Raw genomic sequence first — 26,585 nt, 5'->3', positions numbered from 1 at the left:
CTTGACATTTCAAACCAGTGGGGATAGCATTCTGCCCATGACCGCCACCCTGACCCGGCCCCTCACCGTCACCGAAGCCATCCAGACCCGCCGCAGCATCCGCAAGTTCGCGCCCGAACCCATCAACCCGGACGACCTGAGCGAAATCCTGCGGCTGGCGAGCCTGGCGCCCACGGCGAACAACGTGCAGCCCACCCGCTTCGCCGTGATCCAGGACCCCGAACTCCAGGCCAGGCTTCAGGAAGCCGCCTACGGTCAGACCCAGGTGACCAGCGCCCCCGCCGTCATCGTCGTCTACAGCGACATGGAAGACGTGCTGAACACCGCCGAGGAAACGGTCCATCCCGGCATGGGCGAGGAGCAGATCAAGACCCGTGCGGCGGGCCTCCGCAAGAACTTCGAAAGCCAGGACGTGGCCCAGCGCGGCCAGTGGGGGCTGACCCAGGCCAACATCGCCTTCGGCTTCCTGATGCTCGCCGCCCGTGGCCTCGGCTACGACACGGTGCCCATGCTGGGCTTCGATCCCCAGAAGGTCCGCGACCTCCTCGGCCTGCCCGAACACGTCCAGTTTGCCGGGATGCTGCCCATCGGCAAGCGCGCGGAAGAAGGCTTCCCCCACCACCGCCACAGCGTCGAGCGCGTCGCCACGTTCTACTGAGGCGCTGCGCGCCTGTCTAACGGTCTAACCGTCTAAAGGTCTAAGGAGGTCGGGATTCCCTCTCCTTGGGCCTTAGACTGTTTGACCGTTTGACGCGCCGCGTCGCACGGTCCCCTGTTAGGCCAGTCGCGCTATCCCACCCCCGAGGCGCGGCGCTTAGAGTGAACTGTTATGCGTCAGCGACCTGCGGCTCTGATCTTCATTCTGGCGACGGCTCTGATCGACGTGATGGGCATCGGCCTGATCATTCCCGTGCTGCCGGGGCTGGTCAAGGAACTGGCGGGGTCGGAGGCGGCGGGAGCGCGCTTCATCGGCTGGCTGACAGCGGCCTATGCCATCATGCAGTTTCTCTTTGCCCCCATCCTGGGGACGCTCTCGGACCGTTATGGGCGGCGGCCGGTGCTGCTGCTGAGCCTGCTGGGGATGGCCTTTGACTACCTGCTGCTCTACTTCGCGCCGAGCTTGGGATGGCTCCTCCTGGGCCGCATCGTCGCCGGGGTGACGGGCGCGAGCCTGACGGTGGCGAACGCCTACATCGCGGACGTTTCGCCGCCCGAGGACCGCGCGAAGAACTTCGGGCTGCTGGGGGCGACTTTCGGGGTGGGGTTCATCCTGGGGCCTGCGCTCGGCGGGTTCCTGGGCGACTTCGGGTTGCGCCTCCCGTTCCTAGCGGCGGCGGGCCTGACCCTGCTGAACTTCCTGTACGGCCTCTTCGTGCTGCCGGAATCGCTGCCCGCCTCAGCACGGGGGCAGCGGCTAAGCCGCCGGAACCTCAACCCCTTCACGCCGCTGAAGGCTCTGGGGGAATACACCATCACGCGCAACCTCGCGGGAACGTTCGTGCTGCTGGGGCTGGCGGGGCAGGTGGTCTTCAGCACCTGGGTGCTGTACACCGAGGCGGTGCTGAACTGGTCGCCCGCGCAGAACGGCCTGGCCCTCGCGGTCTTCGGTCTGCTGACGGCGGGCGTCCAGGCCGGATTGATCGGCCGGGCGATGGCGGTGTTGGGCGAGCGGCGCACCATTCTGCTGGGGCTGGTCATGTCCATCGGGGAATTCCTGGTGCTGAGCGTGGCGCGGACCTCCTTCCTGCTGTACCTCTCGCTGATCTTCGGGGCGCTGGGCGGCCTCGCCAACCCCGCCATCCAGGGTCTGATCAGCCGTCAGGTCAAGGAAACCGAGCAGGGGCGGGTGATGGGCGCGATCACCAGCCTGAACAGCCTGGTGGGCGTGGTCGGGCCGATCCTCGCCACCGCCGTCTTCGCCTACTTCAACGGGGGTGGCGCGCCCCTCCGCTTCCCCGGCGCGGCGTTCCTGATGGGCGCGGTCTTCGCCATCCTCGGCACGCTGCTGGTGTGGGCGGTGCTGCGGCGGATGCCCAGGCAGAGGGCGAGCGTGGCGGGTGGGGTGAACGGGGATTAGGGCTTCGACTTGCCCGCCCCGTTGAGGGCGACCGCCTGGCGAACGAGCGCCTGGAAGGCGGCCGCGTCCACGTCCTCGCCTTCGTGGATGTCGATTGCGCGGCGCACCTTGCCTTCGAGACTCGCGTTGAAGAGCCGCGCCGGATCGTCCAGAGACGCGCCCCTGGGGAAGGTCAGCTTCACGGCGTTCTTGTAGGCTTCGCCCGTGCAGAGGATGCCGCCGTGCGACCACACCGGAACGCCCCACTTCCACTCCTCGACGACATCCGGGTCGGCGTCATGGATGAGCTGACGCATTTTACCGAGCGTCTCCCCGCGCCAGTCCCCGAGTTCGGCGATTCTCTGCGAGATGAGCTCTGCTGCCGCCTGGCCCTGATTCGCGCCCGAGGGTTCCACGCCCTCATCCTAGTGGGTCTGGGCCCATCCCACAGGAGGCACAGGGTTCAGGTCGGTCCTCACGTCAGGCGTTTTCCTGCGCTGCTAAGGCTCTAAGGCTGGGTTGTTCCCTACCGGAGGATTCGTCTTCCACCAATGCACGGCGAAGTCCACCAGGGAACGCTGGGACATGAGTTTTGCGGGGGCGGAGCCGACTTTTCCAACGGTGACCGCGCCGCTTCCCTCAAAGGCGGCCTTCACAGGCGGAAAGGTTTCTTCGGCGTAATCGCACTCGTCGAAGGTCACCCACTGCGGCTGCCCGTCAACGAGGACAGGGCCGCTGAACTGCACGGTGGCTTGCTTCCCGGCCCGGACCTCCGCGAGATGCAGGCTACTGTTGTTCTCGGTGCCGAGCAGCAGCACCCGCCCGTTCAGGTCGTACACGCGAGCGAGTGGGGAACCTTCCCCCAGCGAGAACCTCAGCTCATGGTTCGCCGTGATGAACTCGGCGTGCCTGCCCCACGCCGCAAAAGAGCTGTGCGGGTGATTGCTGCGCCTCACGTCCGGCCACGTTCTGAAGAGTTCCGCCATGCGGCCCATGCCCCGCGTGGGCGTCAGGGCCGGGTCGAAAGCTGGTGTTTCGGCCCGGATGGTGGCCCACCAGTGCTGTGGAACAGGGAATCTGCGCCAGCCCGCCGGGTCGGTCAGGTGCAGGGTGAACGTAGGCATGACCAGCGTTCCCGCTGGCGTCAGCACGTCCTGAAGGGCCTGAAGGACAGCCACAGGGCCGCCCGCCACCCACCCCAGGCTGCTCAGACTGCTGTGAACCATCAACACCTCACCCGCCTGCACGCCGAGTGCGCGAAGGTCAGCGGCGAGGCTGGCCCGGGTGCGGGGTGCGTCTGCCAGCGCAATAGCTTCTGCTTCCGTCATCGTCAGTCCTCATTCGTTTTAGTAAGACGAAGGGCATGTTCATGCCGCTACCTGGGGTTTGCCACTCAATGGCACACACCCACGACATCCTGATAAGTCGCGAAGAGGATACTGCTCATCGAATTGGGCTAAATGGGCTGAATGACTTATGGCCCAATGTGGGAGTTGGGGCCAGACTCTATGCTGTGGAGAGCGTGGGCGTAAATCTCACCGTCCTTTGAATAGTGAATAGGCGGCAACCAAACCCGGAACGCGGGGGCCAGCGTAACGCGGGGGAGGGGCGCTAAATGCATAGGACTTACGCGATTCAAAGACCGAGGCCGTTTGCGAGGGCGTTTTTACTCCTCCCCCTTGAGGGGGGAGGCCGGGAGGGGGTGAACGGGCAGAGCGTCCCAGCGCCACGTTTTCTCAACTCCCTCGATACTCCAAGTCGGAGTTTCGCGTAAGTCCTATGCTCTCAAACCTCCCCCACCCCGCCCCCTCCTGCCTCCCACACCCGCGTCGCCACCCGGCCCACCAGGGCGCGGTCGTGGCTGGCGAGCAGGACCGTGCCGGGGAAGGCGACGAGCAGACCTTCCAGCGCCTCAATTGCGCGGATGTCCAGGTGATTTGTCGGTTCGTCCAGCACCAGCACCTGCGCCCGCGTCACGCTCAGCCGCGCGAGGCTCAGGCGGGTGCGCTGCCCACCCGACAGACCCGCGAGGGGAAAAGCGGGACCTGGGAGCTGGACCTGCGCGGCGACCTCGTGAAGCTGGTGCGGCGTGAGGGCGGGGTTCGCGTCCAGCAGCGCCTCCCCGACCGTCCCCAGGTCCGCGAGTTCCTCCCCGTGCTGGCCCGCCGCGTAGAGGCGGAGGCCCTGGCCCCAGCGGACCTCGCCGGTGTGCGGCAACGTGCCCAGCAGGGCCGCCAGCAGCGTACTTTTGCCGCCGCCGTTCGGTCCGGTCAGGGCGATGCGGTCCCCCCGGCGCACGTCCAGGCGGACGCTGGACAGCACCGCCTGCCCGCCGCGCGTCACGGTCAGGTCGCGGACGGTCAGCACTTCGGCGGGGCCGGGTGGGGTCGCTGGCAGGTCGAGGCGGACGGTGCGGCGGTCCTGAAAGGGTTTCTCGGCCGCCTGCTCGTCCAGCCGGTCGATCAGTTTCTGCATGGCGCGTGCCCGTGCCGAGTGAATCTGCTGTGCCCGCCCCGCCTTGTGGCTGGACAGGAACTTGTCGTTGTCCCGCGCCCGGCGGCGGTTTTCCTCCACGGCGCCCTTGCTGGCCTGCCGCCGCCGCTCCTCGTCCAGCGCCTCCCGTTTGCGTCTGTACGCCTCGTACTCCCGCGCCTGCGCCTCCCGCAGCGTGGCTTTCACCTCCATCGCCGCCGTATACGCACCGGGGTAGACGGTCAGCCGCCCGCGTTCCAGTTCCGCCGTGCGGTCCGCTGCGGCGTCCAGAAACGCGCGGTCGTGGCTGGCGAGGACGAAGGCGGCCTCCGAGGCGCGAATCCAGCCCTCCAGCCAGGCCGCGCCGTCCGCGTCGAGGTGGTTGGTCGGTTCGTCCAGCAGGTACAGGTCGGCGGGGGAGAGGAGCAGCCGCGCCAGCATCACGCGCCGGGTCTGGCCGCCGGAGAGCCGCGCCGCTTGCGCCTGCGGGTCCAGCCCCAGGCCGTGCAATACGCCTGCCGCCCGGACCTCGAAGTCGTAGCCGCCTGCCAGCCGGTAGCTTTCCTCGGCCTCGGCAAAGGCGGTCAGGGCCTCATCGGTGCCCTCCGCGAGCCGGGCTGACGCACAGTTGAACGCTCTTTGCGCCGCCCGCAACTCTTCCGGCGTCACCGCGTCCAGCACCGTGCCCGTCCCGGTGTCGGCGTCCTGGGTCAGCAGGGCCACCCGCCCCGCTCGCGTCACCGTCCCCGCGTCCGGCGCCTCCAGGCCCGCCATCAGGCGCAGCAGCGTACTTTTCCCGCTGCCGTTCTCCCCGATCAGCGCGAGCCGCTCGCCCGCACCGACCTCCAGATCGACATCCTCAAAAACCGTCCGGTCGCCGTACACACGGGCGACGCCATTCAGACGCAACAAGACCAACCCCCTGCGGGCGCAGCCGCCCCACACGCAGCGGGACGGAACTTCGGGCCGAAAGTCAGAGCAGGGGGAGGGGACGCAAGAACAGAAACTCCGTTGAGTGGGGGAAGGCGGGACGCCGGGAAACCCGGACCGTCAGGGGCAGCCTAGCGCGGGGGCGGGGCGAGCAGGATACGCCAGATGGCGGATCACTCCCGCCGCCTCAGCAGCAGCGCCAGCAGAAAAATCGCCGTGTTCACCAGCACGATGGTCGCACCCGGTGCGGTATTGACGTAGTAGCTGAGGTACAGCCCGGTCACGCCGCCGACGGTGCCCAGCAGGGCCGCCAGCCCCATCATCTTCTTCAGGCTGCGGGCCAGCAGACGCGCGGCGGCGCTGGAGGTGATCAGCAGGCTCACGCTGAGGGTGGTGCCGACCAGTTGCACCGTCAGGACCACCACCAGGCCGATCAGAATCAGCAGCAGGTTGTTCAGCCACCGCACCGGGAGGCCGATGGCGCGCGCTTCCGTGGGGTCGAAGGAGGCGAGCAGCAGTTCCTTCTGGACGGCGGTCAGCAGGGCACCGACGACCACCGTCACGCCCAGCGCCCCCCACAGGTCCCCCACCGTCACGCCCAGCGGGTTCCCGATCAGAAAGTTGCTGAGGTCGGTGGTAAAGGTGGAGGCCCGCGAGAGCATCACCACGCCCAGCGCGAACATCCCCACGAACACGATCCCGATGGCGCTGTCCTGCTTCAGCCCACCCCGCCCACCGATGGCCCCGATGCCCAGCGCCGTCAGCACGGCGGCCACCAGCGCACCGAGCAGCAGATTCCCCCCCGTCAGAAACGCCCCCACGATGCCCGGCAGAACCGCGTGACTCATCGCGTCCCCGATATAGCTCAGCCCCCGCAGCACCACCCAAGCGCCCACCAGCGCACACAGCATGCTGACCAGCGCCACGGCGGCGAGCGCCCGCAGGAAGAAGTCGAATTGCAGGGGGTCAGTCAGCAGGTGCATCAGGAGTCGCCTTCGGCGGTGAATGGGGAGCGGCGATGGCGTGAGCTTTGGCTCCGCCCCCTGCCCCGTGCCTCACGCCTCTGCATGCGTGTGTCCCAGATGGCTGCTGCTGAAGGTCGCCTCGATGTTGCGCGGCGTGTAGACCTCTGCGGGCGGGCCGTCCGCGATGATGCGGCGGTTCACCAGCACCAGTTGGTCGCACCAGCGCCGGGCCTGTTCGAGGTCGTGCGTGACCATCACCACGGCGCGGCCCCCGCCAGCTTGGGCTCGCAGCAGGGCCATCAGTTGCTCCTGCGTGGCGGCGTCCACCCCGGTCAGCGGCTCGTCCAGCAGCAGCACCCGCGCGTCCCGCGCCAGCATCCGTGCCAGCAGGACCCGTTGCCGCTGCCCCCCGCTGAGGGCGCCGATATGCCGCCCGCGCAGGTCGAGGACGCCCGTCTGCCGCAGGGCTTCCGCCACCCGCTCCCGGTCGGCCCGCCCCGGCCAGCGCAGCCAGCCGACGCGCCCGGTGCGACCCATCATCGCCACGTCCCAGACGGTGACGGGAAAGGCCCAGTCCAGCGTCTGCTGCTGCGGCACGTAGGCCACGTCGTCCCGCACGCTTCCGCCGTCCGTGAACACCACCTTTCCCGCCGACGGCGGCGTCAGGCCCACCAGCGTCTTGAGCAGGGTGCTCTTGCCCGCCCCGTTCGGCCCGATGATGGCGCTGAAGGTGCCCGGCAGGAAGCGCACCGTCGCGTCTTCCAGCGCCGTCTGCGCCCCGTACCGCACCGTCAGGTTCTCCACCCCCAGCATGGGCGGCAGCATAGCGCGGGGAGTGTTGATATTGCGAGTGCGGAATCAAGAGGGGGCAGTTCTGGGGAACGGACGTTTTACCGCAGCGCCTTCACAATCGTGTCCACATTCGCCCGGAACGCCTTCAGGTACGTGTCCCCCGCACTGCCTTTCGGCCCCAGCGCGTCGGTGTAGAGGGGCGGGGCGATCTTCGCGCCGGTTTCGTGGGCGAGGGCCTGGGCAAGCCGGGCGTTGACGGTGTTCTCGGTAAAGATGACGCGGGCGCCGCTCTGTTTCACCGCCTGCACCAGCGCGGCCAGCTCGCGGGCGCCCGGTTCGCGCTCGGTGCCCAGCCCCGGCAGCACGGTACCGACGATCTTCAGACCGTAGCGGTCCGCCAGGGAATGCAGGCTGTCGTGGTTGGTGACGAGCTGGCGGTGAGAGGCGGGGAGGGTGGCGAACTGTTTTCTGGCGTAGGCGTCCGCCGCCGCGAGTTGCTTGAGGTACGCGGCGGCGTTGTTCGCGTACATGGCCTTGCCCGCTGGGTCAAGCCGGGTCAGCGTCTGCTGCACGTGGCGGATATATCCGGCGGCCAGCGCCGGGTCCCACCAGGCGTGGGGGTCAGGGACGCGGCTGCTCCCCACCGTGTGCAGCTTCAGCCCCGCCGTGAGTTCCTGCACGGGGATGCTGGGCGCGGCGGCTTTCAGCTTCGGCAGCCAGGGTTCCAGACCCGCGCCGTTGGCGAACAGGACGCGGCTTCCCGCCAGGCCCCGGATCGCGGCGGTGGTCGGTTGGAAACTGTGGGTGTCCCCCCCCGGCGGCACGATCACGTTCACGCTGACACGGTTGCCCCCCACCGCCTTCACGAAGTCCCCGATGATGCTGGTCGTCGCGCTGACGGGGAGGGCCGCCGCCTGAGCCGTCGGGGACGCGCAGGCGGCGAGGCTGACGGTGAGCAGCAGCGGGGCCGGGAGGCGCCTTGCCCTGGGGAGCTTGCTGCGGGCCGAGGGGTGAAGACGGGACATAATGATTTATCTTTATCAAAAAGAGGAATGGGTTGGATGAAAGCTGGCTCACCCTCATCTCTCCCCCTGGCAGCGGTTCCAATTCACGGCTTAGACTGCCCCGCATGACCCAGGCTGCCCCGCTTCCCGAGTGGTACAAGAGTGCTGTCTTCTACGAACTCTCGGTCCGCACCTATGCGGACGGCAACGGCGACGGCAAGGGCGACTTTCCGGGCCTGACCAGCAAGCTCGACTATCTGAAGAACCTGGGGGTGGACTGCCTGTGGCTGCTGCCCTTCTACCCCAGCCCCCTGCGCGACGACGGCTACGACGTGGCCGACTACACCGAGATTCACCCTGACCTGGGCACGCTGGACGACTTCAAGGTCTTTTTGCGCGAGGCCCATGTGCGCGGCCTGCGCGTGATCGGGGACCTGGTGATGAACCACACCTCCGCCGACCATCCCTGGTTTCAGGCGGCCCGGCGCGGTCCCACCCTGCCCGACGGCAGCCCCAACGAATACTTCGACTATTACGTCTGGAGCGACACCGGCACCGAATACCCGGAGGCCCGTATCATCTTCACCGACACCGAGACGAGCAACTGGACCCTCGACGAGATGGCCGGGAAATACTACTGGCACCGCTTTTTCTCCTCTCAGCCCGACCTGAACTACGACAACCCCAGGGTGCAGGAGGAGTTCCTGAACGTGGTCCGCTTCTGGCTGGACCTCGGCCTCGACGGCTTCCGGGTGGACGCCGTGCCGTACCTGATCGAGCGCGAGGGCACCAACGGCGAGAACCTGCCCGAAACACACGCGATCCTCAGAGAGCTCCGCCGAGCGGTGGACGAGGAATATCCGGGCCGCCTGCTGCTGGCGGAGGCGAACCAGTGGCCGGAGGAAGTGGTGGAGTACTTCGGCACGGAGACGAAGCCCGAGTTCCACATGGCCTTCAACTTCCCGGTGATGCCCCGGCTGTACATGAGCCTCAGGCGCGAGGACACCTCCAGCATCCGCGAGATCATGGACCGCCTGCCGCAAATTCCCAGCTTCGGCCAGTGGGCGACCTTCCTGCGCAACCACGACGAACTCACGCTGGAGATGGTCACCGACGACGAGCGGGCCTTCATGTACGCGGCCTACGCGCCGGACGCCCGCATGAAGATCAACGTGGGCATCCGCCGCCGCCTCGCGCCGCTGCTCGACAATGACCGCCGCCGGATCGAACTGCTGACCACCGTGCTGCTGGCCCTGCCCGGCAGCCCCATCCTGTACTACGGCGACGAGATCGGCATGGGGGACAACCTCTCGCTCTCTGACCGCAACGGGGTCCGCACGCCGATGCAGTGGAACGCGGGCATCAGCGGCGGCTTTTCCACGGCCCTGCCCGAGCAGTGCTTCTTTCCGCCGAACCAGGACCCGGTGTACGGCTTCCAGCGCGTCAACGTCTACAGCCAGGAACTCGACCCCAGCAGCCTGCTGAAGTGGGTGTCCCGCCAGCTCGAAGTGCGCCGCCACCTCCCCGCCTTCGCGTACGGCGACCTCACCTTCGTCGACACCGACAACCCCGCCGTGCTGGCCTTTACCCGCCACCATGACGGCGAAACCCTCCTGATCATCAGCAACTTCGCCGGGAGCGCCCAGCCCGTCCAGCTCGACCTCGCCGCCCACGCGGGCCGCCTCCCCGTCAGCCTCGCGGGCGGCAGTCACTTTCCCACCATCGGAGAGGAACCGTACCCGCTGACGCTGGGCAAGTATGACTATTACTGGTTGAAGCTGTCGGGGGTCAGGTAGGGGTGAGGGGTTAGGAGCCAGGGGTTAGGCATTAGGGAAAGAAGAAAGATGCTCCGGCAAAGGCTGGAGCATCTTTTCCCTCACCCCTTTTCCCCCTCAGCTCCGGCTGCTGCCGCTGAAGAGGCGCAGGATGAACAGGAACATGTTCACGAAATCCAGGTACAGGGCCAGCGCCCCGTTGATCGCCGCGCGCTCGGCCATCTCGCCGCTGACGCCGCTCAGGGCCAGGTTGCGGAGCATCTGCGTGTCGTAGGCGGTCAGGCCCGCGAACAGCAGCACGCCGATGATGCTGATGCCCAGCGTCAGGGCGCTGCTGGCGATAAAGACGTTCACGATCATGGCGACGAACAGGCCCAGGATGGCGAACAGGAAGAAGCGCCCCATCGCGCTGAGGTCCCGCTTGATCACGTAACCCGCCACGCTCATGGCGCCGAAGGTGCCCGCCGTGGTCAGGAAGGCCGCGATCACGGCGCTGGGGCTGTAGGCGAACAGCAGGGCGCTGAAGGTGAGGCCGGTCAGCGCGGCGTAGGCGATAAAGAGGATGCCCGCTACCACGCTGCTGAGGCGCTGCGCGGCCAGGCTCAGCACGAACACGATGGCGAGCTGCGCCAGCACCAGCGGCAGCCGCAGGCCCATCACCTGATACGCCAGCCCCTCGTTCTGCGCCGTCAGGTACGCGACCCCGGCGGTCAGCGCCAGCCCCGCCGCCATCCACGAGTACGTCCGCGCCATGAAGGTGCGGACCAGATTTTCCGTCCGGGTAGCAGTCAGTTGCATACGGGACAGGATACGGGGCGGGGGGGCGAAAGGTTCCCGGAGGAGCCATCAGCGGTCAGTCCTCAGCTTTCAGCAGCAAAAATGCCTCCGCATCGGCGAGAGCTTTTCCGTCTTCTGCTGACGGCTGACCGCTGAAAGCTGACCGCTTCCCTACCTCCTCACCAGCAGCGCCAGCGGGAACTCCTCCAGCACCTTCGCCAGCGGGATTTTCTCGCTACGGGCGCGGAGGCGCTGGCCGGTCAGCACGTTCTCATAGGTGCCGGGGCGGGGGAGGGCCAGTTGTCGGTTGCCCCACGTTTCGCCCAGCGCCCAGCGCGTCTGCTCGCGCGTGAGGGTGTACGTCAGGCGGGGGGCGACGGTCACCGCCGTCTGTCCCTCGTGTTCTCTGGCGAAGGCCAGCAGGTACTTCCCAGCCTCGATAGGGCGGTAAGTGCCATGCTGGAACAGGTCGGGGAAGGCCGCGCGGGCTCGCAGGGCTGCCCAGGTGACCAGCAGCTTCACGCCGCCGTCCTCATACCGGGCGAGGAGGTCCGCCGCGAGTCTGGGGCCGTCTTCCGCGTGGCGTTTCTCGATGCGGGAAAGAAGCCGGGTGCGCCAGGCGTAGTCCACCGGGCGGCGGTTGTCGGGGTCCACCAGGCTCTGGTTCCAGCCCTCCGAACCCTGATAGGTGTCGGGGACGCCGGGGGCAGTCAGGCGGACCAGCGCCGCCGAGAGGCCGTTCTGCGCGCCGTAAGGACTGATGCGGGTATGCAGTTCGCGCAGGCTCTCGGCAAAACGCTCCTCCGCCAGCAACCCGCGCACCAGCCCTTCTAGCGCCTCCTCATACTCCTGGTCGGGGGCCGCCCAACTGGTGCGGAGTTTGGCTTCACGGGCCGCCTTGAGCATGTAGGCGCTCAGGCGGTCCGCGAAGTCGTCCAGCCGCCCGTCCAGCGGGTAGGCCCCCAGCGCGGACTGGAGGAAGGTGTAGACGTCGAGCGCCGTGGGCGCCGGTCCCAGGTCCAGTGGGCGTTCCAGCACGCGAATCAGCGGCGACCAGGCGCTCAGGTACGCGGCCCAGGTCTGCGGCATCTCCGACAGGACGCTGATGCGCGCGCGGGTGTCCTCGCCGCGCTTGGTGTCGTGGGTGCTGCCTGCGAGCATGGAGCCGGGCCAGTGTTCCGCCCGCCCCTGGGCGCCTTTGTGAAACGCCTGCCGGGGCGTGCCGAAGAGGGCCGGGTCGCCGCCCACCTCGTTCAGCGAGATGAGCCGCGCGTAGCGGTAGAAGGCCGTGTCCTCCGCCCCCTTCGCCGTCACCGGGCCGGTGAGCTGCTGGAACTTCAGCGCGAAGCCCGCATAGCGTTCGCGGGTGGCCTCGTCGGGGGCGTCCAGCTTGAGGACCGCCTCCAGAAAGTCGAAGAGGCTGGGGTCGAGGTCGCGCTGGCCCTGGCGGCTGTGGCTGCGCGCATCACGGATGGCCTGCTCGATCTTGGCGTTGTCGCCCGGCTCGCGGGAACCGTCGGGGCGCACGTAGGTGCGGTACACCGGGAAGGAGGCGATCACCTCGCGGATGGCGTCGCGCAGCGCCAGGAGCGTGAAGTCCCGCGAGCGCAGGTCCGCCTCCGCGATGCGCTCCAGGTGCTCGGCCAGCACGTTCACCTCGCCGGGGAGGGACACGCGCTGGATCAGCAGCTTGCCCCGGTAGAGATGCTCGCCGTAGCTCTCGCGGTCCCCGGTGAAACGGCGGTAGATGGCGGTCAGGTCCTCCTCGCTCTGCCGGTCCACGAAGACGCCGTTCAGTTGCGCCAGGAAGTCGTAGCCGGTGGTCCCGTGAACCGCCCAGTCCTCCGGCAGCCGTTCGCCCGGTTCCAGAATCTTTTCCGCGACCACGTAGAGGGGGAGAGGTTCACCTTCCGTCCACTCGCGCCCCAGCGCCTCCGCCGCGCCGCGTTGCAGTGCCCGGAAGTACCCGGCGGGGTCGAAGAGGCCGTCGGTGTGATCGAGCCGTACGCCCTTCACCACGCCGTCTCGGATCAGTTCGAGCAGCTTGGCATGCGCCCAGGCGAACACGCGCGGGTCTTCCATCCGCAGCGCCGCCAGGTCGTTGATGTCGAAAAAGCGCCGGTAGTTGATCTCCTCGGCGGCCACCCGCCACGAGGCCAGGCGGTAATTCTGCTCCTGAATCAGCGCGTCGAGGCGGGCGGGGTCGGCGTTCACAGCCTCCACCACACGGTCGAGGGCCGTGCGGACCGTTGACGCCTCCGCCAGCGCCCCCAGGCGGCGGGTGATGACCTCGCCTTCCTGCGCGCGGGCCAAACGGTCCTCGTCGGTCAGGTCGGCGCTCGTGCTGCGCGGCAGGTTGCCCGCTGCCCTGGCGATGCTGGCGAGTTCGGCCTGTTCGGGCGTGCGGGGGGTGAGCTGCGTCGCCACCTCCTTCAGCAGCGGCGAGAGGCTGCGCGGCGAGAGGGGCAGGCGACGTTCCCAGTAGGTCAGGAAAAAACGCCCGCCTTCCCGTCCCAGGTGCAGTTCGCCGCGCTCCAGCACGCGCCCGTACTGGTCACCCAGCACCGGCAGCAGCACCTTGTTTTCCAGCGCCCGCTTGAGCGGCTGCCACGAGATGTCGAAGAAGTGCGCGTAGCGGCTGGCCTGCCCGTGCGTCAGCACGTCCTCCCAGTACGGATTGTGCCCGCCCTGAATGCCCATGTGGTTGGGGACGAAATCCACGATGATGCCCAGCCCCAGGTCCCCCGCCCGCGCCGCCAGCTGCCGCAGCCCCGCCTCGCCGCCCAGTTCGGGATTCACCTGCGCGTGGTCCGTCACGTCGTAGCCGTGGGTGGACCCCGGCGCGCTCGTCCAGATGGGGGAGAGGTACAGATCGGTCACGCCCAGCCGCTTGAGGTACGGCAGCACCCGCCGCGCCGCCGCGAAGTCGAAGCCCGCGTGGAGTTGCAGGCGGTAGGTGGCGGAGGGGAGGTGGGTCGTGGGTCGCGGGTCGCGGGCTGCGGGATCGGTCATGCCCCGGACCCCAGCAGGACAGCCTCCCCGCGCTCCAGCGTGCGGTCCTCGCGGCCCTCGGAATGCAGGAGCACCTGCACCGGGGGAGAGAAGGGCAGGGACGCCCGGTCCACGTCCACGGCTTCCTGCCCCACATTCCAGAGCAGCACCCGCTCACCGCCCCCCGTGACGTGGCGCACCCATAGCACGTTCCCGGCACTGCCCGCGTGGAGATTCCGGCGCTCGCGGTCCTTCAGCACGGGGTCGTCGCGGCGCAGGTGCAGCAGGTCGCGGTACAGCGCCAGCGTGCGGGCGTGTTCGCCCCCCTCGCGTTCGGCCCAGTCCAGTTTCGCCAGTTCGAAGGTCGCCTCCGCTTGCGGGTCCAGCACGTTCTCACCGCTGAAGCCCTCGAAATGGCCGAATTCCTTCTTGCGCCCCTCGCTGACGAGCTGGCCCAGTTCGCCGTGGTGGTCGCTGAAGAAGGGGAAGGGGGAGGTGGTCGCCCACTCCTGCCCCTGGAAGAGCAGCGGCGTCATCGGCAGCGTGAGCAGCAGCGTGGACGCGCCCCGGAACATCGCGGGCGTCACGCGCTCCAGGTGATGCACCCGGTCCCCCACCGCGCGGTTGCCGATCTGGTCGTGATTCTGGATGAAGTAGACGAAGCTGGGGGCGTTCAGCCCGTCGGCTGGTTTGCCGCGCGGGACATCTTCCAGCGGCCAGATTTGCCCCTCGAAGACCCAGCCGCGATTGATCACGTTCGCCAGCGCCGCCGCGCCGCCCCGGTACGGCCCGTAATAGCCGTCGCGGTCGCCGGTCAGCGTGACGCGCACCTCGTGGTGGAAGTCGTCCACCCACATGCCGTCGAGGTGGTCCTCGGTGACCAGTTCGGGAAGATTGCGGTAGTCCTCGGCCAGCAGCAGGTGGGTGCCGCCCAGCCGGTGAACCTCGCTCGCCAGTTCGCGCAGGATGTGGACCGGCGAGTCGTCCTGCATTGCCTGGGTCGCGTCCAGCCGCAGGCCGTCGAAGTGGTAGTCGCGCAGCCACATGCGGGCGTTGCCGGTGATATAGCGCCGCATGTGCGGTTCGGCATAGTCCAGCCCGGCCCCCCACGCGCTGGAAAAGCGGTCCGTGAAGTAACTCGGGCTGTAGGCGCTGAGGTAACTGCCGTCCGGCCCGAAGTGGTTGTAGACGGCGTCCAGAAACACGCCCAGCCCCAGCCCGTGCGCCGCGTCCACGAACGCCATCAGGTCTTCCGGGCGGCCATAGGGAGCGTAGGGGGCGTACAGCGCCACGCCGTCATACCCCCAGCCGCGCTGGCCGGGAAAGGCTCCCAGCGGCATGAATTCGATGGCCGTCACGCCCAGCGCCTTCAGTTCGGGCAGTTTTTCCAGCGCCGCCCGGTACGTCCCTTCCGGCGTAAAAGTCCCGACATGCAGCTCGTAGAACACACACTCGGCAAGCGGGAGGCCGCGCCAGGCCGTGTTCTGCCACTCGTAAGCGTGCAGGTCCACGACTTCCGCCTCGCCGTGGACGCCGTTCGGCAGGAAGCGCGCGTAGGGGTCGGGTGTGGGCACGCCATCCAGCAGGAACAGGTAGCGGGCGCCCGCGTGGACCGGCAGAACCAGTTCAAAGATGCCGTTCCCGAGCGCCTGCATGGGGTGAACCTCGCCGTTCACGCGCACGCCGACGTCCTGCGCGGTGGTGGTCCAGACGCGAAAACGTGTGCCGCTGCCGTCGGGCAGGAGGTGCGCGCCCAGGCGGGTGGCGAGCGCGTCGGACTCGGTGGGCACCGTGGGGTCGGGCGTCAGGCCGGTGATGGGAGAGGTGGTCATGAAAAGCTCCTTCCGGGCCGCCCTCCGGGGACAGGCGGCGAACGGGTCAGGCTAGGAGGAGCAGCCCGCACAAGGATGAGTGGCGGCTCAAGGCCACAACCGACCGACCGTGAGCATCGGGAGAAACTCGTGAAGACAGCCTGAAGGTGCGGGGGTGGCGGTGAGCGCCAGCGCCGCTCAGGCGCCTGCATGGTGGCGCAGCCCGGAAGAACGCGGCTGGAACAGGGACGGCCCTTATTCGCCCTCGGGGACGGGGGCGCTGCGGGCCACCCGGGAGCAGCGGTAGAGCTTCACGCTGCGGGCGCGCAGGGTGGTTTCCTCTCCGGCCCGCAGCTTCTCGCGCGCGCCGTCGTCGCTGGTGTCCAGCAGCAGTGCCCAGGTGTCGCACCCGCCGAGGCTGGGCAGCCGGAAGGGCAGGTCCACGTAGGAAGAACTCAGCAGCAGCAGCAGGTGGTCGTCGCGCAGGGGCCGCCCCGCGGCGTCCACGTCGTTCAGCCCCTCGCCGTCGAGGAACATGCCCAGCGACTGCGTCTGCGGGTTGTTCCAGTCGGCGTCGCTCATCTCCTCGCCGTCGAAGCGCAGCCACACGATATCGCGCACGTCCTGACCGCGAATGGTCCGCCCACTGAAGAACTTGCGGCGGCGCAGGGCCGGATGCGCCCGGCGCAGGGCGATCAGCCTGCGGGTAAAGGCCAGCAGGTCGGCGTCTATGTTCTGCCAGTCGTACCAACTGATCTCGTTGTCCTGGCAGTAGGCGTTGTTGTTGCCCCGCTGCGTGCGCCCGATCTCGTCGCCGCCCAGGATCATCGGCGTGCCCTGCCCCAGCAGCAGCGTCGCCAGGAAGTTGCGCTGCTGCTGCGCGCGCAGGCGGTTGATCCCGGGATCGTCCGTCTCGCCCTCCACGCCGCAGTTCCAGGTGAGGTTGTGGTTGTGGCCGTCCTGGTTGCCCTCGCCGTTCGCCTCGTTGTGCTTGTGCTCGTAGGTCACGGCGTCGCGCAGGGTGAAGCCGTCGTGGGCGGTCACGAAGTTGATGCTCGCGTACGGCTTGCGCCCGTCGCTCTGGTACAGGTCGCTGCTGCCCGTCAGGCGGTAGCCGATCTCGGACGCCAGCCCGCCCTCGCCCTTCCAGAAGGCGCGCATGTCGTCACGGTAGATGCCGTTCCACTCCGCCCAGTTGACCGGGAAGTTCCCGACCTGATAGCCGCCCTCGCCCACGTCCCAGGGTTCCGCGATCAGCTTGACCTGGCTGATCACCGGGTCCTGATGGATGATCGTGAAGAAGCCCGAGAGCTGATCCACCTCATGCAGCCCGCGCGCGAGCGTGCTGGCGAGGTCGAAGCGGAAGCCGTCCACATGCATCTCGGTGACCCAGTAGCGCAGCGAGTCCATGATCAGTTGCAGCGTCTGCGGGTGGCGCACGTTCAGGCTGTTGCCGGTGCCGGTGTAGTCGAAGTAGAAACGCGGGTTGTCGGCCACCAGCCGGTAGTAGGTGGGATTGTCGATGCCCTTGAAGCTCATCGTCGGCCCCAGGTGGTTCCCCTCGGCGGTGTGGTTGTACACCACGTCGAGAATCACCTCGATCCCGGCGTCGTGCAGGGCGCGCACCATGTTCTTGAATTCGGGCACGGCCCCGGCCGGGTCGCCCCGCCGCGCCGCCGCGGAGTAGCGCACGTCCGGCGCGAAGAAGCCCAGCGTCGAGTAGCCCCAGTAGTTGCTCAGGCCCTTGTCCAGCAGAAAGGGGTCGTCCACGTGCTGATGGACCGGCAGGAACTCGACGGCGGTGATGCCCAGGTCCTTCAGGTACTTCAGGACCGGCTCGGTCGCCACGCCCGCGTAGGTGCCCCTCAAGGCCTCCGGCACGTCGGGGTGCGTCATGGTCAGGCCTTTGACGTGCGTCTCATAGATCACCGACTGGTGAAAGGGGATGTTCGGCTTGCGGTCCCCGACCCAGTTGAACACCGGGTCGATCACGATGCCCAGGGGGGCGCCGCGCTGCTCCTCCGTCTGCATCACGGTGTCCTCTTCGCCGGTCACGTAGCCGAAGACGCCCCGGTCGAACCGTTCGGTGCCGTCCAGCGCCTTGGCGTAGGGGTCGAGCAGCACCACGTTCGGGTTGAAGCGCAGGCCCTTTTCCGGGGCATACTCGCCGTGAACGCGGTAGCCGTACCGCTGCCCCGGGCCGATCCCGGGCAGGAAACCATGCCACACGAAGGCGGTCTGCTCGGTCAGCGGCAGACGGGTTTCATTGCCGTCCTCGTCAAACAGGCACAGTTCGACGGCGGTCGCGTTCTCGGAATACAGGGCGAAGTTGGTGCCCTTGCCGTCCCAGGTCGCCCCCAGGGGATAGGCGTTTCCGGGACGCATCCCGGACCGCATGGCATCCACCAGGGACACGGGGAGAATGGGTTCGGTGGTCGTCATGCTGGCCTCCACGGGCACGCGGCCCGGTTCATAAAAAGTGAGCATTAAAAAAGCGGCGACGCCCGGTCAACCCGTGCAGTCGCCGCCCCTGTCTGGAAACGTTACCAGAGACTTCTCATCCTGCCCGCGAAATGGCTTACAGATGGCCGCCCTTGAGCCGTTCCTCAAGAATGGCGTAAGGCAGAGGTCGCCTCAGAAGTCCAGCCGCCCGCGCGGCCCCTGGAGCTGGGCCAGTTTCTCCGGGGTCCACAGCTCGTAGCGGTACATCGGGTACTGCCGCTTGAAGCGCCCCACCCGGTCCCACACCTCGCGCGATTCGAACGGCACGACCAGCAGCAGGCGGATCACGCTGTCCTCAGCGTCGTAGATGTAGAAATCAAACGAAAAGGCCTGCTCGCTGCCCCGGTCGGTGAAGAGCGGGAAGGGAAAGGCCCGGTAGCGCCACGCCTTGTTCTTCTCCGTCAGGAGGCGCGCCGCCACCCGTTTCAGCGCACTTTCGGGAAAGGTCAGCGCCTCGCCGTCACGGTCACGGAAAACGGTGTCCGGCGGCGGGGCGTCTAGTTGCACGCGCTTGAGCTCGGGCAGGGGCTTTTTCTTCGCCACTTTCGGCGGCGCCTGCCGGGCCGGGCCGGGCTTGAAGGACCGCTCGCCGGTCTTGCCCTCCTCCCGTTCGCCCGGCTTGCGGCGGGCCGGGTTGGCGCCCTGCTCCGCGCCGGAACCTGTTTTCTCCCGCCGCACGGGCCGCGTGCTGTCCCGCGTGATCCCCCCGCGTCCCTGCGCCGTGTTGCGTTTGGGGGCGCGGCCTCTGGAGCCTTTCTTGGGTCCGGTCATAGGGGAAGGATAGCGGTTAGGGCTTAGGGAACTTTGGCTACAGCTTTTGCCTCCCTAATTCCTAACGCCTAATGCCTAACCCCTCTACCGAAAAGGGCCGCAGTGCCCCCGGATTTATCCGTGGGGGTGTAGCGACCCCCGCCCCGCCGGGGGCGGCCAAGCCGAAGCGTTCCGGCGTGGTACACTGAATGAGCAATGGCCGAGCGGTGTTACTAGCACCCTCGACCGTGGCGAACACCCGAAGGGGGGTGACGCACATCGAAAATATCACGCTGAAGGCGTTCAAGTACAGGCTGTACCCGACCAAAGCGCAGGAATCCGCGCTGGACACCACGCTGATTCTCTGCCAACGCCTGTACAACGGGATGCTCGAAGAGCGCCGGGGCGCGTACAAGAAAGCGGGGAAGTCCCTCACGGCATACGACCAGATGAAGTCCTTGCCCGAGGTGAAGGCCGCCCTGCCGGAGTACGCCGGAGTCAATGCTCAGGTATTGCAGGACGTGGCGAAGCGGCTGGACAAGTCGTTCAAGGGCTTCTTCCGCCGCATCAAGGCTGGACAGAAAGCCGGGTATCCGCGCTTTCGCGGGAGAGACAGGTACGATTCGTTCACGTACCCGCAGCCCTCGCAGAACAGCGTCATCGGGGACGGGAAGCACGTCTATCTGCCCAAGATCGGGAACGTGCGGATTCGGCTGCATCGTCCCTGTGCGGGCAAGCTCAAGACGCTGGCGGTGAAACGCGAGGGGCGGGAGTGGTACGTGGTGCTGACCTGCGAAGTGCCCAGGGCCGAACCGTTGCCCGCGACAGGCTCGGAAGTCGGGATAGACGTGGGGACGACGTGGTTTTACACCACCTCGGACGGCGAGTTCTGCGAGAACCACAGGTTCTTTCAGCGGTCCAGCCGCAAACTCCGGGTGGCACAGCGTTCCCTTGCCCGCAAGCCGAACAAGCGCAGCAACAGGCGCAAGAAAGCCAAAGAGCGAGTTGCCAAGCTGTGCCGCAAGACGGCCCGCTCAAGGCTCCAACTGCACCACGAGGAAGCCAAGAAGCTCATCACGAATCACGACCTCATCTGCCACGAAGACCTCAACGTGAAAGGCATGGCTCAGGGCAATCTGAGCAAGCAGATTCACGATGTGGGGTGGGGGCAGTTCTTTCAAATCCTCTCCAGCAAAGCGGCAGAAGCTGGCCGGAGAGTCATCGCCGTAGACCCGAGGTTCACCTCTCAGCGATGCCGCATCTGCGGGCACACCGAGAAGGGGAACCGAGCGAGTCAGGCGAACTTCAGATGCTTGAGTTGCGGTCATTCCGAGAATGCGGACGTGAACGCGGCGAAGAACATCTTGGCGCAGGGACTGCGCTTCGTGGCTCAACGAACTTCACAAGAAGATGCGTGCCACGAGAAGCCCCAACCCGCTGGGCTGGGGTAGTTCACTTCGCCAGCCCCCGCACCACGCTCAGGTCCACGAACCGGTTCAGGTCCGGCACGTCACGGGCAAAGCCCGCCTCCTTGTTGAGCTGGGCGTACTCGGCCAGGGTTCCCAGGTTGATGTCCCAGGTGACCTTGGTCCGCGCCAGGGCCTTGAACAGTTCGTTCGTGCCCGGCCGCTTGCCGGTGAAGGCCTGAATCTGGTCGGCAATCGCCTTCTGCGCGCCCGCGTTGCTCTTCTGGATGAAGTTGATGGCGGCGAGGTGACCGCGCAGCAGGTCTTTCACAATCTCCGGGTTCTGCGCGGCGTACTTCGTGTTGACCACGAGGACGGTCGTCGTGTAGTTGCCGCCCGCCCAGATGGCCTTTTCATTGGCGATCAGCCGCGCGCCCTGCGTTTCCATCACCGCGCCCCAGGGTTCCTGGACCAGCGCGGCGTCCACCTGCTTGCTGGCAAAGGCGGCGGGCATGTTGGCCGGATCGATGGGCACGATGGTGACGGTGCCGCCCTCGTCGGTCGCCTTCAGGCCGTTCTCGTGTAGCAGGTGGCGCAGACTGATGTCCTGGGTGGAGCCGCGCGTGGGCACCGCGACCTTCTTTCCTGCGAGGCCCTTCACGTTGCGAACTCCGCTGTCCCCCCGCGCCACCAGCACCGCGCCCGCGTTGGCCGCCCCCGCGTACACCTGGATGGGGACGCCGCGCAGGAAGGCGTTCATGGCCGGGCCAGGGCCGACATACGCCGCGTCGATGGCCCCCGCCGCGAAGGCCTCGTTGACCTGGGAGCCGTTGGCGAATTCCTTGACGACCAGTTTGACGTTCCCCAGTTCCTTCTGGATCAGGCCGCGCTGGATGCCCACCAGCCCGGCAGCGTGCGTGACGTTCGGGAAGACCCCCAGACGGAGTTCTTTGGCCTGCTGCGCGCCCGCGCCCCCCGCGAGGAGGGCCAGCGTGGTGAGGGAGAGGAAGATGCGCTTCATGGCAGGAAAGGTAGCAGATAAGTTTACTAAATTTGTAAACTAATTTAGACAGGCGGCTCCTGATTTCTTCCTGAGGGCCGGGTGTGCGAAGTCGGGGGGACAGGCGGGGAGCGGCTCGCCTACGCTGGGGCCATGAAGAACAAGGTTCTGCTTCTCGCTACCGCCGCCGCCCTGCTCGGGAGTGCCAGCGCCGCCGCCCCGACCTACATCAGCTACCGCACCTTCCACTACACCTGCGACGGCGGCAAGAAGATCAGTGCCTCCTACGTCAACTTCGGCAAGGACGGCCCGCTCTTTGCCGTGCTGAACTGGAACGGTCAGCAATACGGGCTGGCCCAGGCGATCTCGGCCAGCGGCGCGCGCTACGCCAGCCTGTATGGTCCGACCACTGCTGGCGGCGGTCTGGAATGGTGGGAGCATCAGGGCCGGGCCAACCTGAACACCTTTGTGGGCACCGACACGAACAACACCCGCCCGCTGCTGACGAACTGCAAGCCGGAGCGCTAACTCCCGCCCAGCATCCGCTTCAGCAGCATCAGTTGCCCGACGTGGTAGGCGTTGTGGTCCGCCACCAGCAGGAACTCCCGCAGCCACGTCTGGTCCTCTCCGTTTGGAACGGTGGCGAGAAGGTCGGTCTGCGGGTCATCCAGCAATCCCAGCAGTGCCCCCAGGTCATCCCGAAATGCCTGTGCCTCGGCCTGCCACTCCTGAGCGGTGGCGGCCTTTTCCTTGCCCGGCCAGTAGTCGGCGGGCCAGTCCGGTTCGGTATAGGCCGCGTCCCGCACGAAATTCAGGAGGTCGCGCTGGGCAAAACGCAGGTGCGAGAGGACTTCCCAGGCGGAGTAGGGCACCCCTTCCACCCGGTCATTGATGCGTTCCAGGGGAAAGTCTTCCAGCACGTCGTCCAGTGTGGCGTGGGCCTGACGCGCGGTGAGGAGCGCGCGGACGTGGGCACGCAGGGCCGCGTCGGCTGTCTCGGTCATCCCGGTGGTCATGGACCACTGTACCGCCCCGCTTCGTTCCTTCCCTCGCCCTCCCGGTTGCCCCACCCGCGTACAATCTTCCGGTGACGGTCGCCGCCCCCAACCTCTCCAAACTCCTGCCGACCGCCCCGGTCGGGAACGTGCTGTTGCTGCCGCAGGTGGCCCGCGCGGCGCTGTTCGCCGCCCACCCCGGCCCCGCCGTGCTGCTCACCACCCCGGACCGCGTGGCGACTTACGCTTCGGCGGGGGCGCTGGGGGCACCCGTCAGCGTGAATCCCGGCCTGCGCGACTGGGACGGCAAGCATGAGCATGTTGTGCTGGACGTGAACACGGCCCTGGACCTGTTCCCCGCACATCCCGAAGACCACGCCCTGAACCTGCGCGTCGGCGCCAGCTATCCGCGTGAGGAACTGCTGAACCGCCTGGAACGCCTCGGCTACGAGCGCGACGAGGAACCCGGCTATGTGCTGCGCGGCGACACGCTGGAACTGCGGCTGGAACCGGGCGCGGGCGTGCCGGACGGGGAAGACCCGGTGTGGATTCGCGCGGAGTTCTTCGGGGATGAGCTGGACACCCTGCGCCGCCTCGCCCCCGGTGAGATGACGGGCGAGCGCATCCAGACCTTCACCCTGGAACCCACCGCCGACTACCTGACGGAAGTGAAATGGGACGCGACCCGGCTGGACCTGTTGCCGGGCCGGGTCTTTCTGGACGCCCCCGAGTTCTACGCCTCTGCCCTCGGGCCGCTGACGGACACCCTCTGGCCCCGGCTGCGCGAGCGGGAGGTGACCTCCTTTGGCCGCGCGCCCCTGGACCTGACCGATTTCGACCTGGGCCTCAAGGTGCTGCCCTTCTACCGCGCCCGCCTCTCGGACCTCGAACGCGACGTGGACGAGTGGCGCGGGGCGGGCTACCGCGTGATGATCCTGGTGCGCCACGACCGTACCGCCGCCTATCTCGCGGACAAATTGCTGGGGACTCACGAGATTCCCTGGCTGAGCGTGCCGCGCGTCGAGGAAGGCGGCCTGGGCTTTCTGCGCGCGAACGGGGAGGGCGGCTTCGCCATTCCCGAACACCGCACGGTCGTCCTCACCGAGGACCTGATCTACGGCTTTCAGGGCGGCTCGGCGCTACGCGGCAAGAAGCTGGCCGGGAAGCCCGTCACCGACGCGCTGGGCCTGCACGTGGGCGACTACCTGATTCACCCCGAGCACGGCATCGGGCAGTTTCAGGGGCTGGAGACGCGCACGGTGCTGGGCGTCACCCGTGATTACCTGAACCTGGAATACCGCAATGGCGCCCGCCTCGCGGTGCCCATCGAGCAACTGCCGGTGCTGCGCCGCCACCCCGGCACGACCGACGACCCGCCGGTGCTGTCCTCCTTCGACAAGAAGGACTGGGCCAGGGCGAAGGAAAAAGCCCGCAAGAACGCGGAAGAGGTGGCCGCCAAGCTCCTCGTGCAGTACGCCGCGCGGCAGGTCACACCCGGCAACTCCTTCCCGCCGCAGCCCGAGTGGGACGCGCAGGTGGAGCAGAACTTCAAGTTCGAGCTGACGGCGGACCAGAAAACGGCGCTGAAAGAAACGATGCGCGACCTCGAAGCCCCCCATCCCGCCGACCGCCTGATCTCCGGCGACGTGGGTTTCGGCAAGACGGAAGTGGCTCTGCGCGCCGCCCACCGCGTCGTCGGGGACGGCAAGCAGGTGGCAATGCTGGTACCGACGACGCTGCTGGCCGAGCAGCACACCTCCACCTTCGTCGAACGCTTCAAGAACCTGCCGGTGCGGGTGGAGGGCCTCTCGCGCTTCACGAACGACAGGCAGGCCAAGCAGATTCTCGCGGACCTCGCGGCGGGTAAGGTGGACATCATCATCGGGACGCACCGCCTGCTAAGCAGCGACGTGCAGTTCAAGGACCTCGGCCTGATCATCGTGGACGAGGAACACCGCTTTGGAGTGGGGCAGAAGGAAAAGCTGCGGGCCTTGCGCGGCCTCCCCGACGTGCCCAAGGACGGCAAGCTGGAGATTCCCGAGGGCGTGAAGGCGGTGGACACCCTGGCCCTCTCCGCCACGCCGATTCCGCGCACCCTCTACATGAGCATGGTCGGCCTGCGCGACATGAGCAGTATCCAGACACCCCCGAAGGGCCGCAAGCCGATTCAGACGGTCCTCGCGCCATTCGACCCCCTGACGGTCCGCGACGCCATCCTCAACGAGATCGAGCGCGGCGGCAAGGTCTTCTACATCCACGACCGCATCGCCTCTATCGGCGCGCGCAGCCTCTACCTCCGCAACCTCGTCCCCGAAGCGCGCATCGGCGTGGCGCACGGGCGCATGAACGAGGAGGAGCTGGAGGAGATCATGCTGGGCTTCGAGCAGGGAGCCTTCGACGTGCTGCTCTCCACCACCATCGTCGAGACAGGGCTGGACATTCCCGAGGCGAACACCATCCTGATCGAGCGGGCGGACCGTCTGGGCCTGGCACAGCTCTACCAGCTTCGCGGACGTGTGGGAAGACGGCAGCAGACCGCCTACGCCTACCTCTTCTACCCGCCGCGCATGACCGAGAACGCGCAGCGCCGCCTGTGGGCCATCGCCGACCTGCAAGACCTCGGCTCCGGGCACCTGCTGGCCGAAAAGGACATGGAAATTCGTGGTGTGGGCAACATCCTGGGCGAGGAACAGCACGGGCACGTGCAGGCCGTCTCCATCGACGTGTACACCGAGATGCTGGCGCAGGCCGTCGCCCGCCTGAAAGGGGAGACGGTGGAGACGCCCGCTACCGTCAGCATCGACCTCCCCATCAATGCCCGCCTCACGCCGGAATACTTCGACGGCGACGAGGAAGCGCGCATCGCCACCTATGGGCGGCTGTCCGAGGCGCGCACCCTCCAGGCCATCAGCCGTGTCGAACGCGATCTCCGCAAGAAGTACGGCCCGCCTACGCCCGAAGTCCAGAACTTCATCGACCTCGCCAAGCTGCGCCTGACCGCCGTCGCCAAGCGCGCGCTGAGCATCGGGGAGACGATGACGCACCTTCAGGTCACCTTCGCCTACAAGGGCCTGGACTACGACGCGGCGGGCCTGAAACGCTTCCCCCACAAGACGGAGGTGACGACCTTCCCGCCGAGTGTGAAACTGGAAAAGAAGGGGCTGAAGCCGGACGATTATGCGCGGACGTTGATTGAGTTGCTGGGGTATTTCGGTTGAGAGCAGGATAACATCGGGTCATGTCCCGTTTGCCCTTGGATGACCCACGTTGGAACGAATTGACCAATGCTTACGGCTCAGCAGGGGATATTCCCGTGCTTTTGCGGGAGTTGGAGAAGCCGAGCGAATCTTGGGCTTGGGACGATGAGCCTATGTACTCGCTTTGGAGTTCGCTCTGGCATCAGGGGGACGTGTACACCGCTTCATATGCTGCCGTGCCCTATCTGCTTGATGCAGTGAAGCTGGCTCCTCCAGAAGGCCAAGCAACTCTGATTAACCTTGCTGCAAGCATCATGGCGACCTGAGATTGATGCGGGCACCGCAGAACAGTTCTCGGAAGAGCGCAAGCGGCTCTACGAGTTAGCCTCTTCCGCTCTCGCTGATTTGGAGCGTGGGACCGATGAACAGACGGTGACGCTTTACCTTGGCGCTCTAGCTGTTGCTAAGGGTCACGCCCGCTTAGGTAACTTTCTAATGCAGGTTGGAGAGGAATGGGAGTGCGAGGAGTGCGGTACACCATTCCCCGGTTATCACTTGGAGAATTGAGGCTCCACAGGCGAAACTCCCAACCACGAAGTCGGGGGCTTTGGCCTGCGCTTGGGCAGAGGACCCCTCAGTCGGCTGCGCCGACAGCTCCCCTGAAAAGGGAGCCTTGAAGCGCACGAAACGGGAGGAACGGTACCAACGAAAGCCTCCCTTGTAAGGGGAGGTGGCCCGCAGGGCCGGAGGGGTCCTTCCGCATAAGCTCTTGCCATGCGCGACGCCTACACCCGCTGCCTGGCCCCCCGCGCCCGCGAACTCCGCAACCACCCGACCCCCGCCGAGCGCAAACTCTGGTTCGAGTTCCTCCGCATCCACCCCGTCAAATTCCGCCGCCAGGTGCCGCTTCAGGGTTACATCCTTGATTTCTACGCGCCTGTGCTGAAGCTGTGTATCGAGCTGGACGGCCGCAGCCACGATGGGCAGGCCGCGCAGCAGTACGACGCCGAGCGCACACGGCGGCTCACGGCGAGCGGGATTCGGGTGGTGCGCTTCAGCAATGCGGAGGTGCTGGGCCAGTTCGCTGAGGCGTGCGCGACAATTGACGGGGTTTGCCGGGGTGAAGCTCCATTCTGAGTGAAAGAAAAACCGCCCACCCCAC

21 protein-coding genes are annotated in these 26,585 nt (G+C 67.1%); 8 read left to right on the top strand and 13 right to left on the bottom strand.

Annotation, left to right across the window (positions count from 1 at the left end; all coding sequences use genetic code 11):
• Window positions 1–37: 37 nt before the first annotated feature.
• A complete protein-coding gene (locus tag E5F05_RS16640) occupies window positions 38–658 on the top strand; it encodes a nitroreductase family protein (RefSeq protein ID WP_129119751.1) in 621 nt (206 codons plus the stop codon).
• Window positions 659–829: 171 nt separating this feature from the next.
• The gene (locus E5F05_RS16635) at window positions 830–2,077 is read left to right on the top strand and encodes a TCR/Tet family MFS transporter (RefSeq protein ID WP_129119750.1); all 1,248 of its coding nucleotides are present in this window, start codon (window positions 830–832) and stop codon (window positions 2,075–2,077) included.
• Here E5F05_RS16635 and E5F05_RS16630 read toward each other — a convergent pair.
• The 6 genes from E5F05_RS16630 to E5F05_RS16605 all read right to left on the bottom strand — a co-directional run bounded on the left by E5F05_RS16630 (window position 2,074) and on the right by E5F05_RS16605 (window position 8,240).
• Window positions 2,074–2,472 carry a DUF1801 domain-containing protein gene (locus E5F05_RS16630; protein WP_129119749.1) on the bottom strand — a complete coding sequence of 133 codons (399 nt, stop codon included), beginning with the start codon at window positions 2,470–2,472 and terminating at the stop codon, window positions 2,074–2,076. The two genes, E5F05_RS16635 and E5F05_RS16630, sit on opposite strands and share 4 nt — an antisense overlap.
• 84 nt (window positions 2,473–2,556) lie before the next feature.
• Window positions 2,557–3,384, bottom strand: a complete 828-nt coding sequence (locus E5F05_RS16625) for an AAC(3) family N-acetyltransferase (RefSeq protein ID WP_129119748.1) — start codon at window positions 3,382–3,384, stop codon at window positions 2,557–2,559.
• Window positions 3,385–3,841: 457 nt separating this feature from the next.
• Window positions 3,842–5,440, bottom strand: a complete 1,599-nt coding sequence (locus E5F05_RS16620; RefSeq protein WP_129119747.1) for an ABC-F family ATP-binding cassette domain-containing protein — start codon at window positions 5,438–5,440, stop codon at window positions 3,842–3,844.
• A 191-nt stretch (window positions 5,441–5,631) separates the two neighbouring features.
• A complete protein-coding gene (locus tag E5F05_RS16615) occupies window positions 5,632–6,441 on the bottom strand; it encodes a manganese ABC transporter permease MntB (RefSeq protein WP_129119746.1) in 810 nt (269 codons plus the stop codon).
• A 72-nt stretch (window positions 6,442–6,513) separates the two neighbouring features.
• Window positions 6,514–7,236: a manganese ABC transporter ATP-binding protein MntA gene (locus E5F05_RS16610; protein ID WP_129119887.1), complete on the bottom strand. Its 723-nt coding sequence runs from the start codon at window positions 7,234–7,236 to the stop codon at window positions 6,514–6,516.
• Between the two features lie 77 nt (window positions 7,237–7,313).
• Window positions 7,314–8,240 carry a manganese ABC transporter substrate-binding protein MntC gene (locus E5F05_RS16605; protein WP_129119745.1) on the bottom strand — a complete coding sequence of 309 codons (927 nt, stop codon included), beginning with the start codon at window positions 8,238–8,240 and terminating at the stop codon, window positions 7,314–7,316.
• Window positions 8,241–8,344: 104 nt separating this feature from the next.
• Between E5F05_RS16605 and treS the strand changes: the two genes are divergently transcribed.
• Window positions 8,345–10,015, top strand: a complete 1,671-nt coding sequence (treS, locus tag E5F05_RS16600) for a maltose alpha-D-glucosyltransferase (protein ID WP_129119744.1) — start codon at window positions 8,345–8,347, stop codon at window positions 10,013–10,015.
• Between the two features lie 96 nt (window positions 10,016–10,111).
• On the opposite strand, the gene E5F05_RS16595 is transcribed toward treS, so the two are convergent.
• From E5F05_RS16595 to E5F05_RS16575, 5 genes are all read right to left on the bottom strand, one after another.
• Window positions 10,112–10,792: a Bax inhibitor-1/YccA family protein gene (locus E5F05_RS16595; protein WP_129119743.1), complete on the bottom strand. Its 681-nt coding sequence runs from the start codon at window positions 10,790–10,792 to the stop codon at window positions 10,112–10,114.
• 150 nt (window positions 10,793–10,942) lie between these two features.
• Window positions 10,943–13,783, bottom strand: a complete 2,841-nt coding sequence (gene treY, locus E5F05_RS16590) for a malto-oligosyltrehalose synthase (protein WP_129119742.1) — start codon at window positions 13,781–13,783, stop codon at window positions 10,943–10,945.
• Complete coding sequence (treZ, locus tag E5F05_RS16585; RefSeq protein ID WP_129119741.1) at window positions 13,780–15,594, bottom strand: malto-oligosyltrehalose trehalohydrolase; 1,815 nt, start codon at window positions 15,592–15,594, stop codon at window positions 13,780–13,782. The genes treY and treZ overlap by 4 nt, the downstream gene beginning before the upstream one ends.
• 234 nt (window positions 15,595–15,828) lie before the next feature.
• Window positions 15,829–18,015 carry a glycogen debranching protein GlgX gene (gene glgX / locus E5F05_RS16580; protein ID WP_164973518.1) on the bottom strand — a complete coding sequence of 729 codons (2,187 nt, stop codon included), beginning with the start codon at window positions 18,013–18,015 and terminating at the stop codon, window positions 15,829–15,831.
• Between the two features lie 192 nt (window positions 18,016–18,207).
• Window positions 18,208–18,846, bottom strand: a complete 639-nt coding sequence (locus tag E5F05_RS16575) for a hypothetical protein (protein ID WP_129119740.1) — start codon at window positions 18,844–18,846, stop codon at window positions 18,208–18,210.
• Window positions 18,847–19,034: 188 nt separating this feature from the next.
• Here E5F05_RS16575 and E5F05_RS16570 point away from each other — a divergent pair, with 188 nt between their 5' ends.
• A complete protein-coding gene (locus tag E5F05_RS16570; RefSeq protein WP_221274208.1) occupies window positions 19,035–20,276 on the top strand; it encodes an RNA-guided endonuclease InsQ/TnpB family protein in 1,242 nt (413 codons plus the stop codon).
• 1 nt (window position 20,277) lies between these two features.
• Here E5F05_RS16570 and E5F05_RS16565 read toward each other — a convergent pair whose 3' ends face one another.
• Complete coding sequence (locus tag E5F05_RS16565) at window positions 20,278–21,252, bottom strand: ABC transporter substrate-binding protein (RefSeq protein WP_129119739.1); 975 nt, start codon at window positions 21,250–21,252, stop codon at window positions 20,278–20,280.
• 132 nt (window positions 21,253–21,384) lie between these two features.
• On the opposite strand from E5F05_RS16565, the gene E5F05_RS16560 reads away from it, so the two are divergent.
• Window positions 21,385–21,759, top strand: a complete 375-nt coding sequence (locus E5F05_RS16560; protein WP_129119738.1) for an MliC family protein — start codon at window positions 21,385–21,387, stop codon at window positions 21,757–21,759.
• Here E5F05_RS16560 and E5F05_RS16555 read toward each other — a convergent pair.
• The gene (locus E5F05_RS16555; protein WP_129119737.1) at window positions 21,756–22,247 is read right to left on the bottom strand and encodes a DinB family protein; all 492 of its coding nucleotides are present in this window, start codon (window positions 22,245–22,247) and stop codon (window positions 21,756–21,758) included. The genes E5F05_RS16560 and E5F05_RS16555 overlap by 4 nt on opposite strands.
• Window positions 22,248–22,318: 71 nt before the next feature.
• Here E5F05_RS16555 and E5F05_RS16550 point away from each other — a divergent pair, with 71 nt between their 5' ends.
• The 3 genes from E5F05_RS16550 to E5F05_RS16540 all read left to right on the top strand — a co-directional run bounded on the left by E5F05_RS16550 (window position 22,319) and on the right by E5F05_RS16540 (window position 26,560).
• Window positions 22,319–25,444, top strand: a complete 3,126-nt coding sequence (locus tag E5F05_RS16550) for a DEAD/DEAH box helicase (protein WP_129119736.1) — start codon at window positions 22,319–22,321, stop codon at window positions 25,442–25,444.
• 20 nt (window positions 25,445–25,464) lie between these two features.
• The gene (locus E5F05_RS16545; protein WP_129119735.1) at window positions 25,465–25,749 is read left to right on the top strand and encodes a hypothetical protein; all 285 of its coding nucleotides are present in this window, start codon (window positions 25,465–25,467) and stop codon (window positions 25,747–25,749) included.
• Window positions 25,750–26,197: 448 nt separating this feature from the next.
• Window positions 26,198–26,560 carry an endonuclease domain-containing protein gene (locus E5F05_RS16540; RefSeq protein WP_129119734.1) on the top strand — a complete coding sequence of 121 codons (363 nt, stop codon included), beginning with the start codon at window positions 26,198–26,200 and terminating at the stop codon, window positions 26,558–26,560.
• Window positions 26,561–26,585 lie beyond the last annotated feature (25 nt).

This window comes from Deinococcus metallilatus, assembly GCF_004758605.1.
Classification (GTDB): Bacteria; Deinococcota; Deinococci; order Deinococcales; family Deinococcaceae; genus Deinococcus; species Deinococcus metallilatus.
Note: the sequence above shows the minus strand (reverse complement) of the source record. Positions and strands in the feature narration are given on the sequence as shown.

Excerpts from the sequence above, each read along its gene's own strand:
- E5F05_RS16640 (WP_129119751.1), top strand. The coding sequence starts at position 38 with ATGACCGCCACCCTGACCCGGCCCCTCACCGTCACCGAAGCCATCCAG.
- E5F05_RS16635 (WP_129119750.1), top strand. The coding sequence starts at position 830 with ATGCGTCAGCGACCTGCGGCTCTGATCTTCATTCTGGCGACGGCTCTG.
- E5F05_RS16625 (WP_129119748.1), bottom strand. The coding sequence starts at position 3,384 with ATGACGGAAGCAGAAGCTATTGCGCTGGCAGACGCACCCCGCACCCGG.
- E5F05_RS16615 (WP_129119746.1), bottom strand. The coding sequence starts at position 6,441 with ATGCACCTGCTGACTGACCCCCTGCAATTCGACTTCTTCCTGCGGGCG.
- E5F05_RS16610 (WP_129119887.1), bottom strand. The coding sequence starts at position 7,236 with ATGCTGGGGGTGGAGAACCTGACGGTGCGGTACGGGGCGCAGACGGCG.
- E5F05_RS16605 (WP_129119745.1), bottom strand. The coding sequence starts at position 8,240 with ATGTCCCGTCTTCACCCCTCGGCCCGCAGCAAGCTCCCCAGGGCAAGG.
- treS (WP_129119744.1), top strand. The coding sequence starts at position 8,345 with ATGACCCAGGCTGCCCCGCTTCCCGAGTGGTACAAGAGTGCTGTCTTC.
- E5F05_RS16595 (WP_129119743.1), bottom strand. The coding sequence starts at position 10,792 with ATGCAACTGACTGCTACCCGGACGGAAAATCTGGTCCGCACCTTCATG.
- treY (WP_129119742.1), bottom strand. The coding sequence starts at position 13,783 with ATGACCGATCCCGCAGCCCGCGACCCGCGACCCACGACCCACCTCCCC.
- treZ (WP_129119741.1), bottom strand. The coding sequence starts at position 15,594 with ATGACCACCTCTCCCATCACCGGCCTGACGCCCGACCCCACGGTGCCC.
- glgX (WP_164973518.1), bottom strand. The coding sequence starts at position 18,015 with ATGACGACCACCGAACCCATTCTCCCCGTGTCCCTGGTGGATGCCATG.
- E5F05_RS16575 (WP_129119740.1), bottom strand. The coding sequence starts at position 18,846 with ATGACCGGACCCAAGAAAGGCTCCAGAGGCCGCGCCCCCAAACGCAAC.
- E5F05_RS16570 (WP_221274208.1), top strand. The coding sequence starts at position 19,035 with ATGAGCAATGGCCGAGCGGTGTTACTAGCACCCTCGACCGTGGCGAAC.
- E5F05_RS16565 (WP_129119739.1), bottom strand. The coding sequence starts at position 21,252 with ATGAAGCGCATCTTCCTCTCCCTCACCACGCTGGCCCTCCTCGCGGGG.
- E5F05_RS16560 (WP_129119738.1), top strand. The coding sequence starts at position 21,385 with ATGAAGAACAAGGTTCTGCTTCTCGCTACCGCCGCCGCCCTGCTCGGG.
- E5F05_RS16555 (WP_129119737.1), bottom strand. The coding sequence starts at position 22,247 with ATGACCACCGGGATGACCGAGACAGCCGACGCGGCCCTGCGTGCCCAC.
- E5F05_RS16545 (WP_129119735.1), top strand. The coding sequence starts at position 25,465 with ATGTCCCGTTTGCCCTTGGATGACCCACGTTGGAACGAATTGACCAAT.
- E5F05_RS16540 (WP_129119734.1), top strand. The coding sequence starts at position 26,198 with ATGCGCGACGCCTACACCCGCTGCCTGGCCCCCCGCGCCCGCGAACTC.